9 protein-coding genes are annotated in these 9,208 nt (G+C 43.4%); 7 read left to right on the top strand and 2 right to left on the bottom strand.

The window, feature by feature from the left end:
• The first annotated feature begins 579 nt into the window (after nucleotides 1-579).
• Complete coding sequence (locus tag R7R78_RS23355; protein WP_005381776.1) at nucleotides 580-831, top strand: hypothetical protein; 252 nt, start codon at nucleotides 580-582, stop codon at nucleotides 829-831.
• A 131-nt stretch (nucleotides 832-962) separates the two neighbouring features.
• Here the strand turns inward: R7R78_RS23355 and R7R78_RS23350 are convergent, their stop codons facing one another.
• Entirely contained in the window at nucleotides 963-1,997 is a 1,035-nt protein-coding gene (locus R7R78_RS23350) for an NADP(H)-dependent aldo-keto reductase (protein WP_005381774.1), read from the bottom strand.
• Between the two features lie 154 nt (nucleotides 1,998-2,151).
• Here R7R78_RS23350 and R7R78_RS23345 point away from each other — a divergent pair, with 154 nt between their 5' ends.
• Entirely contained in the window at nucleotides 2,152-2,463 is a 312-nt protein-coding gene (locus R7R78_RS23345) for a DUF6482 family protein (protein WP_005381772.1), read from the top strand.
• Nucleotides 2,464-2,478: 15 nt separating this feature from the next.
• Here R7R78_RS23345 and mutH read toward each other — a convergent pair whose 3' ends face one another.
• Complete coding sequence (gene mutH, locus R7R78_RS23340) at nucleotides 2,479-3,159, bottom strand: DNA mismatch repair endonuclease MutH (RefSeq protein WP_017821501.1); 681 nt, start codon at nucleotides 3,157-3,159, stop codon at nucleotides 2,479-2,481.
• Nucleotides 3,160-3,778: 619 nt separating this feature from the next.
• Here mutH and rppH point away from each other — a divergent pair.
• The 5 genes from rppH (at nucleotide 3,779) to R7R78_RS23315 (ending at nucleotide 9,117) form a co-directional block, all read left to right on the top strand.
• Nucleotides 3,779-4,300, top strand: coding sequence for an RNA pyrophosphohydrolase (gene rppH / locus R7R78_RS23335; RefSeq protein ID WP_005381953.1), 522 nt, complete (start codon nucleotides 3,779-3,781; stop codon nucleotides 4,298-4,300).
• 2 nt (nucleotides 4,301-4,302) lie between these two features.
• Nucleotides 4,303-6,549, top strand: coding sequence for a phosphoenolpyruvate--protein phosphotransferase (ptsP, locus tag R7R78_RS23330; protein ID WP_005385966.1), 2,247 nt, complete (start codon nucleotides 4,303-4,305; stop codon nucleotides 6,547-6,549).
• Between the two features lie 6 nt (nucleotides 6,550-6,555).
• The gene (locus tag R7R78_RS23325) at nucleotides 6,556-7,347 is read left to right on the top strand and encodes a sulfite exporter TauE/SafE family protein (protein WP_005385965.1); all 792 of its coding nucleotides are present in this window, start codon (nucleotides 6,556-6,558) and stop codon (nucleotides 7,345-7,347) included.
• A gap of 87 nt (nucleotides 7,348-7,434) precedes the next feature.
• Nucleotides 7,435-8,256, top strand: a complete 822-nt coding sequence (gene lgt / locus R7R78_RS23320; RefSeq protein ID WP_005381948.1) for a prolipoprotein diacylglyceryl transferase — start codon at nucleotides 7,435-7,437, stop codon at nucleotides 8,254-8,256.
• 9 nt (nucleotides 8,257-8,265) lie between these two features.
• Complete coding sequence (locus R7R78_RS23315) at nucleotides 8,266-9,117, top strand: thymidylate synthase (protein ID WP_005381947.1); 852 nt, start codon at nucleotides 8,266-8,268, stop codon at nucleotides 9,115-9,117.
• The last annotated feature ends 91 nt before the right edge of the window (nucleotides 9,118-9,208 follow it).

Genomic DNA, 9,208 nt, shown 5'->3' with positions numbered 1-9,208 from the left:
AGTTCTTTTAGTTGTTGATTTCATAACACTCTCCAATTTTGGGGGTGGAAAGTGTCAACCTTATTTAGGACGGCACAATAAATACAATAAAAGAGAGTGGCCACAGAGCCGCTCTTTTTATTTTTTGTTTGGTTTGATTTATAAAATCCGCAAATTTATATATTCCTCAGGTGAATATGTTATACGTAAAAGTATATGAAACTAAATTGCGGTGTATTGATTTGTTTTTAATCAAAAAGGCAAAAAATGTTTGATATATATTCATCAAAGCTTACAATTTAACCGTAACTCAATGAGTTATACCTTTCATAAACGGATTAATTTTTAGCTAGGAGGCGCAAGATGAAACATTACGTTGTTAACACCACTGCTTGCGCTGATCGTATGCCTATCGCTCCGATAACCCTTAAATCGGATGATACCAATACCACTGGCTCACAAGATAAAAATTAATCCGTAACCTATCATATTTATTACTAGGCTGCGGGAAAGTAGCGGCTTAGTATCAACAGAATATTTCTGTTCATTTTACGCACTATTTTTTCCCAGTCGAATACATCGATAATCGGAGAAAATATTATGCGTCACTCTATTTACCTACAATTGGCCACTTTGCTATTGAAAGCAGACCTTAAACGCGAAGAAAAGCAATGGCAGCGTACCATACGCCGAACTGCTCATGATATTCCATGGACGAATGTTCATCTATTGAGAGATATTGGTTTAGATCGCGATGGTCGTTCTACACGTGCCAATGTTCCGGATGCAGTAAAAGTTGAACGTCGAGTTCGTCACCTTCGTCGAGTCTTAACGTCGCGAATAATGACGTAATCGTTAGCGTGTTGGGCTGACTGAGTTGCTAACGAGTCATTCAACACGCTTAACTTTTTATATGAAGTATGACTTCATTGGATAAACAGCTGATCTTGAAGATCAGCTGTTTTCGTTTGAAGGTGGTACTGTTAAGGGCAAGGATTCGAGTAAGTTGTACCTATTGCTTGAATTTCAGTAAGTAGTTCGTCGCTAAGTTGCAAATCAATACTGTCGATATTGGCTTTTAATTGGTCTAGGTTTGTTGCTCCGATAATGTTAGAAGCAACAAATGGACGCTGATTGACAAACGCGAGCGCCATTTGTGCAGGGTTTAGACCATGCTCTTGAGCTAAATTGACGTAAGCTTCGGTCGCTTTAACACCTTGCGGAGTGAAGTAGCGCGCAAAACGCTCCCACTTAGTGCATCGAGCGCCTTCAGGTTTTGCCCCGTTTAGGTATTTACCACTCAGGCAGCCAAATGCCAAAGGAGAGTAGGCAAGTAACTGAACGCCTTCGTAATGGCTGATTTCAGACAAGCCAACTTCGAAGCTGCGGTTCAATAAGTTATATGGGTTTTGAATGGAGACAATTCTTGGCAAATCGTGTTTTTCTGCCAAACGCAATAGCGACATCACACCCCACGGCGTCTCGTTGGATACGCCGATATAGCGCACTTTACCTGCATTCACTAATTCAGTAAGCGCTTCCAACGTTTCAATTAACGTGACTTCTTCTTGTTTGTCAGGGTATGGGTAGTTGAGTTGACCAAAGCAGTTGGTTTGACGCTGCGGCCAATGTAGTTGGTACAAATCGACATAATCGGTTTGTAGACGATTAAGGCTGTCATCAATTGCTGTATGGATGTGGCGACGATTAAGGCTCATGTTGTCTCTAATGTGAGGAACATTGCGAGGGCCAGCCACTTTTGTTGCCAGTACTACTTTCTCTCTTTTGCCGCTTTTTGCTAACCAATTACCGATGTATTGCTCGGTGAGCCCTTGTGTTTCCGAGTTTGGCGGTACAGGGTACATCTCTGCGGTATCGATGAAGTTCACCCCATGATCGAGGGCAAAGTCGAGCTGTTCAAAGGCGTCCTTTTCTGTGTTTTGCTCGCCAAACGTCATAGTGCCGAGGCAGATTTTACTGATCTCAAGTGATGAGTGCGGTAGTTTTGTGTATTGCATATCACGTCCTTGAAGAGTTACCGACTAAATAAGTGACTCCAATATAGGGGATTTTTAGCCGCAATCGCAAATGATTTACGTATAAAGGAAGAGCAAACTCGAAAGCTACAGTTAGCCTAACTACACTTAAATGATCGTGTGAAGGAGGTATGTTATGCAGAAGCATCAATTGGACATGTGGCTACATGGTCCACATAAAGATACTTATAAAACTCCCAAAGTATTTGTGATTGGGTGTTCTGATGTCTCTGACTATCTTTTAGCTGTGGAGTACAAGCATCAACTTGAGCCGATTAAAGACGGTGAAGACCCGATACATTTTGGCTCTCTAGACTTAGTAAAAGAAGAACTATTGAGGCTAGGGGTCGATAAAGCGTATTTAAGGCTGCGCAATGCGTATGACGAATGTGGCACTGAAGAGGCAGCCTCGTACTGCGATATTGAGTTATCGCTCGTGACGCACTAAATAGCTGATATGGTTTTATTCTGGTTGAGTGTTAATGTAGTGCTTGAGTAAGATCTGTTCAGTAAACTGTGTTCTAAGGTAAAAGCCTCGGGGCAGAGTTTTCATCGGCTTACCATTTGAGTTGTATGCTTCGGTGAGCGCTTTTGCATTTGCGGCTTTAGGGCGAAGATGCAGCGCTTCTCCGTGTCTGGCGGAAATTTGATCAAATCTTCCCAAGACGATCATCTCCATTAACTCTTCCCAGTCATTTCGCAAAATCCGTTCTTCTTCTTCATCTGGTGACCAAATGAGTGGACTGCCCACACGTCTTTCAGCGAGTGGGATTTCTCGTTCTCCTTCTACGGGTACCCAAAGCACACGAGATAGCTTGTTTCGAACATGACTTGTTTCCCATGTAAGACCATGAACACCAGTGAGGGGGGCCACAGAAACAAAGGTTGTTTCTAAAGGTTTGCCAGAGTAACTAATCGGAATACTTTTTAACTCGATCCCTAGTTTTGCGAAATCTTGTTGAGGTTTACTGCCAGCTGGAGCGCCCAAGTGCCATTCGAGTAATTGACCCACCCAACCTTTATCACGTTTTAAGTTTTCAGGAACAATCATATTCGCCTCGGCGGCCAACTCAGCAAAACTGAGTCCTGCCATATCATGCGCTCGTTCCAATAGCTCTGCTTCTGTTTGTGGTTCTGGTTTCATAGTTACAAGGTGGTATTACAAAAAATATAGTTTATCAAACTCCGACCAAATCTACTGTTTAAGATTTCACCGAGGCGGTGTAAGAACGATCAATTCATAACTTATCCACAGGTGAAGGAGGTATTGATAAGATCCTGGCGGGGTCTGTATGAATAAACAGGGGTTAAAATGCATTTTTGGGGTTGATTTTGTTGTAATCATCTAAACGAATAGCAGGTGAGTGTGGATAAATAGCCTGTTGGTGGATCTTTGACCGATCTGAGTTTGGTGAAAAGATCATCAAGAAACTGAAGATCGAATTATCGTTATTTTTAAAAATAAATACTTTTTTATCAATGTTTTATGTTTATTTTTTTGTTTGTTCATTTGTTTTGCTTTTGATGGGATTGAACTGAATTACTCATTTGAATTGAATTCTTCACAAAGTTATTCACAGAAAAGGTGAATAAATGTGGGCAATGTCTCACTCTTGTGTTGATAAGGTATGGTTTGATTAAAAGATATCCAAAAATGGTGAAAAGGTAATAAATCTTGCTCATATCACATCAGTAAGTTTGCTAGTAATGGGGATATGTGGAAAAATCACGGTAATAAAAAATTTATTCATAGAGGTTAGCCAGTGATAGATGGCGATGGTTACCGACTTAATGTTGGTATTGTGATATGTAATAACCATGGTCAGGTCTTCTGGGCTAAACGATACGGGCAACACTCATGGCAATTTCCACAAGGTGGGATTGACGAAGGTGAAACCCCTGAACAAGCCATGTTCAGGGAGTTATACGAAGAAGTCGGTTTAACGAAAAAAGACGTTAAGATCATTGCAACAAGTCGTCATTGGTTAAGATATAAGCTACCAAAGCGATTGGTGCGTTGGGACTCCAAGCCTGTTTGTATCGGCCAAAAACAGAAATGGTTTCTGCTGAGATTAGAATGCGATGAATCTCGCATTAATATGCAACGCGGAAAATCCCCTGAATTTGATGGTTGGCGCTGGGTAAGTTACTGGTATCCAGTTAGGCAAGTTGTTTCTTTCAAGCGAGATGTTTATCGACGAGCGATGAAAGAATTTGCATCCTTAGCCATGCCTTTTCGAGAGAGAAAAGCGAAAGGGAAAAGAAAAAAGCAACGTAGAGGATAATCATGCTCAGTCAGCTAAGGGAAATAGTTGAGAAAGTCTCCAGGGTCGATGATGTGCATCTGGCACTCGATATATTGGTGAAAGAGACTTGTGCTGCCCTTAGTACTGAGTGCTGTACTATCTATCTTGCTAATGAAGAAATGCAGCGCCTTGAGTTAATGGCAACTCAAGGCCTTATTTTTGAAGGTGATAGTATTCATATCAACTTCAATGAAGGCTTGGTTGGGTTGGTAAAACGAAGCGCTGAACCCCTTAACCTTGCCGAAGCCTCAAAACACCCCGAGTTCAAATTCTTTCCTCAACTCGGCGAACAGATTTACCACTCTTTTTTAGCTACTCCAATCATTCATCGTAAACAAGTTTTAGGTGTGTTGGTGATCCAACAAAAAACGCCGCGCTTGTTTAGTGAAATGGAAGAATCGTTTCTTGTTACCTTATCCGCTCAGTTAGCGGTGCTCATTGCACATGCGCAGAATCTTGGGCATTGGCAGTTAGCATCTAAACCCACGGTATTAAAAGGTTTGCCTGCGTCTACTGGTGTCGCGATTGGAGAGTTTTGGTTCGACAATACCCAGCCGAGTTTATCGGATGTTTTCCCTTCGTCCACGTTAGATAAGGAACGCGAGCACGAGACACTACTGGTGGCCATAGAGCGAGCGTTAAATGACTTTCGCCGCATGCGGAAAAAACTGGACAGTGAAATCAACAAAGATGCGCTGGCGATCTTCGATCTGTTTACTCACTTACTGAATGATCCGATGCTTCGCGGTGATTTGAAGAAGCAGATTGAAAAAGGAGATAGGGCAGACTGGGCGTTACGCCAAGTTGTAGAGTCATACTCGAATCGATTTGCCAGAATGTCGGATGTATACATGCGTGAAAGAGCGCAAGATATCCGAGAGTTAGGGCAAAGGCTGCTCTATTTTCTGCACAACAGCGAGCAAGAAAATTCTGCAATTGATCGTCCCATTATTTTGGTGGCGAACGAACTCACTGCCACCTTGCTCGCTTCTGTACCTAAAGAGTTTTTGTTAGCCGTCGTATCATTAGAGGGAGGCGCAAACTCTCACGCTGCCATTTTATCTCGAGCTCTTGGGGTCCCTGCAGTTATGGGCGCCAACATTAATCCGGATGTGGTGAATGGCAAACTCGGGATAGTCGACGGCTATACGGGTGAGATCTTCTTAGAGCCAAACCGCCAGTTGTTGCGAGAGTATCGCAGCTTAGTAAGCGAAGAGTCTGAATTGTTTGCCATGGTAAACAAGGACCTCGCACTCCCTGCGGTTACGCAAGATAATCACCATATCGAAATTATGCTGAATGCGGGACTCAGTGCAGACAGTAATATTGCCATCAACACAGGTGTTGATGGTGTTGGGTTGTACCGAACAGAGATTGCATTTTTACTTCAGCATCACTTTCCTTCGGAAGATGAGCAGTATCATCAATACCAAGCAATACTTAACAGCTATCCGAATCAACGAGTAGTGATGCGTACTTTGGATATTGGTGGTGACAAACCTTTGCCGTATTTGCCCATCGAAGAAGATAATCCGTTTCTAGGCTGGCGTGGCATTCGTTTTACATTGGATCATCCAGACATTTTCTTGATCCAACTGCGTGCAATGTTAAGAGCGAGTGCAGAAAGCGGAAACTTAAGTATCTTATTGCCAATGGTGTCAGGGGTAAAAGAGCTAGACGATGCCATTAGCTTGATTAATCAAGCTCACAGCGAAGCCGTTTTGCTTGATGATAGAATTCAATTCCCACAAATTGGGGTCATGATTGAAGTACCATCGATGGTGTATCTGTTGCCAACGATTGCTCACCGTGTTGATTTTGTTTCTGTCGGGACAAACGATTTAACTCAGTATTTATTAGCGGTAGATAGGAACAATTCGCGCGTAGCGGATGTCTATGAATCTATGCATCCTGCGGTACTGTTAGCGCTTAAGCAAATCCATGAGGTGTGTGATAAATATCAGGTGCCCGTGTGTATTTGTGGTGAGCTAGCGGGTGATCCATTTGGCGCTCTTCTCTTACTTGGGTTAGGGTATACCAGTTTGAGTATGAACACCTCCAACGTGGCTAAGGTGAAATATTTGATTCGTCATAGTCAACAAGAAGAATTAGAAAAATTAGCGGAGCAAGCAATGACAAAATCCTATGGGGAGGACATTCATCAAATGATGCATGACTTCTTCATTCAACAGGGCTTTGCGGGCTTTATCCGTGCAGGTAAAAAGTAGGAAATCGTGACCGTCTCTTTATTTTTGTTATTGTTGGCGCTAGGCGCTTTTGTGGGTGTGATGGCGGGGTTACTCGGTATCGGTGGTGGTTTGATTGTTGTTCCTGCCTTGTTGTATTTGCTTCCTCTTGCTGGGATCTCTCCAGAAATGAGTATGCACATGGCCTTAGCCACTTCGTTAGCGAGTATTATTGTCACGTCTGGCTCATCGGCGATGAATCACCTTAAGCTCGGCAATGTCGATATGTTTGTCGTAAAATGGTTGATGCCTGGTGTGGTCATTGGTGGCTTTGTTGGTGCCAATATTGCTGAGTGGATCCCTACACACTATTTGCCGAAAGTGTTTGGTGTCATTGTTCTTTGCCTGTCAGTACAAATGTTTCGTTCCATTAAAGTTACGAGCAGTAAACCTATGCCGAGCAGCCCTGTGACTGTAGTTTACGGCACGGGAATTGGTGTCGTATCAAGCCTTGCTGGTATTGGTGGTGGCTCACTGTCGGTACCATTTCTAAATAAACACGGGATAGAGATGCGTAAAGCGGTGGGTTCATCCTCCGTTTGTGGTTGCGTGATTGCTATTTCTGGTATGATCGGCTTCATCTTACATGGCTATAAAGTCGAAGGCTTACCTTCATACAGTATTGGTTATGTTTATCTTCCCGCTTTATTAGCGATTGCTATGGCCTCGATGCTCACAACAAAAGTGGGTGCGAAGCTGGCAACTAATCTTCCAACTGCGGTATTAAAAAAGATATTCGCGGTGTTCTTAATGTTTGTTGCAGCGACCATGCTGCTCTAAGTTTGTACCCAAGTCATTCTCGCTGAACCAAGCATCTAGAGGTTACTTGGGTATATTTATTTTGTTGTGATAAGAAGAGAATGATTTATGTCTCAGGGATATATTGAATTTCCCAATATTGATCCGGTTTTAATCTCTATTGGTCCTGTTTCGGTTCGTTGGTACGGTTTGATGTACCTTGTGGGCTTTATGTTTGCTCTATGGTTAGCGAACCGACGTGCAGATAAGCCTGGAAGTGGTTGGACACGAGAGCAGGTTTCTGATTTGTTGTTCGCAGGCTTCCTTGGCGTGGTGATTGGTGGCCGTGTAGGCTACGTGCTTTTCTACAATTTTGAGCTCTTCCTGGCTGACCCTTTGTATCTATTTAAAGTGTGGACCGGTGGTATGTCTTTCCACGGGGGCTTACTGGGTGTGATTACTGCGATGTTCTGGTATGCACACAAAAACGGGCGAACTTTCTTCGGTGTTGCTGACTTTATCGCGCCGCTTGTGCCATTTGGTTTGGGTATGGGGCGTTTAGGTAACTTCATGAACAGCGAGTTGTGGGGCCGAGTAACGGATGTGCCTTGGGCGATCGTTTTCCCAAATGGCGGTCCACTGCCACGTCATCCATCGCAGCTTTATGAAATGGCGCTTGAAGGTATCGTACTTTTCTTCATCTTGAATTGGTTCATCAAGAAACCTCGTCCTCTAGGTTCTGTTTCAGGGCTATTTTTAGCTGGATATGGTACATTCCGCTTCTTAGTTGAGTACGTGCGCGAACCAGACGCTCATTTGGGTTTATTCGGTGGCTTTATTTCCATGGGACAGATTTTATCCCTGCCAATGGTGGTTATCGGTGTCCTCATGATGGTTTGGGCATACAAACGTGGTCATTACAAAGACGAATTACCACAAAAGACGAAGTAAGGTATTGGTGTGAAACAGTATTTAGATTTGTGTCAACGCATCGTTGACCAAGGTGTTTGGGTTGAAAATGAGCGTACAGGCAAGCGCTGCCTGACCGTAATCAACGCGGATTTAACCTACGATGTTGCGAACAATCAATTTCCGTTGGTCACCACACGTAAAAGTTTTTGGAAAGCGGCCGTTGCAGAGCTATTAGGGTATATTCGTGGTTACGATAATGCGGAAGATTTTCGTAAGCTGGGCACGAAAACCTGGGATGCCAATGCCAACCTAAATGATGCCTGGTTGAATAACCCATACCGTAAAGGTGAAGACGACATGGGCCGTGTCTATGGGGTTCAAGGGCGCGCCTGGGCGAAACCTGATGGTGGTCATGTTGACCAGCTACGTAAGATAGTGGATGACTTAACGCGTGGTGTTGATGATCGCGGTGAAATCTTGAACTTCTACAACCCGGGTGAGTTCCACATGGGGTGCTTGCGTCCTTGTATGTACAGTCACCATTTTTCATTGCTGGATGATACGCTTTACCTGAATAGTACTCAGCGTTCGTGTGATGTACCGCTTGGCTTAAACTTCAATATGGTTCAAGTTTACGTGTTCTTGGCGATTATGGCGCAAATTACGGGCAAGAAACCTGGTCAGGCATTTCATAAGATTGTGAATGCTCACATTTATGAAGACCAGCTTGAACTGATGCGCGATGTTCAGTTGAAGCGTGAGCCATTAAAAGCGCCGACGTTCCATATCAACCCAGAGATTAAATCTCTAGAAGATTTGGAAACATGGGTCACACTGGATGACTTTTGGGTTGAAGGGTACGAGCATCACGATCCTATTCGTTACCCATTCTCAGTGTAACGAGTATCGTTCTTCTGACCCGTCCTGATATGGGTTGACACTTTTTAACTAAAACGCTCGATGTACTTCATCGGGCGTTTTGTATTTTAAA

It is taken from the genome of Vibrio sp. 2134-1 (assembly GCF_033339495.1).
This window is presented reverse-complemented; position numbering and strand designations above follow the sequence as displayed.

Excerpts from the sequence above, each read along its gene's own strand:
- R7R78_RS23355 (WP_005381776.1), top strand. The coding sequence starts at position 580 with ATGCGTCACTCTATTTACCTACAATTGGCCACTTTGCTATTGAAAGCA.
- R7R78_RS23350 (WP_005381774.1), bottom strand. The coding sequence starts at position 1,997 with ATGCAATACACAAAACTACCGCACTCATCACTTGAGATCAGTAAAATC.
- R7R78_RS23345 (WP_005381772.1), top strand. The coding sequence starts at position 2,152 with ATGCAGAAGCATCAATTGGACATGTGGCTACATGGTCCACATAAAGAT.
- mutH (WP_017821501.1), bottom strand. The coding sequence starts at position 3,159 with ATGAAACCAGAACCACAAACAGAAGCAGAGCTATTGGAACGAGCGCAT.
- ptsP (WP_005385966.1), top strand. The coding sequence starts at position 4,303 with ATGCTCAGTCAGCTAAGGGAAATAGTTGAGAAAGTCTCCAGGGTCGAT.
- lgt (WP_005381948.1), top strand. The coding sequence starts at position 7,435 with ATGTCTCAGGGATATATTGAATTTCCCAATATTGATCCGGTTTTAATC.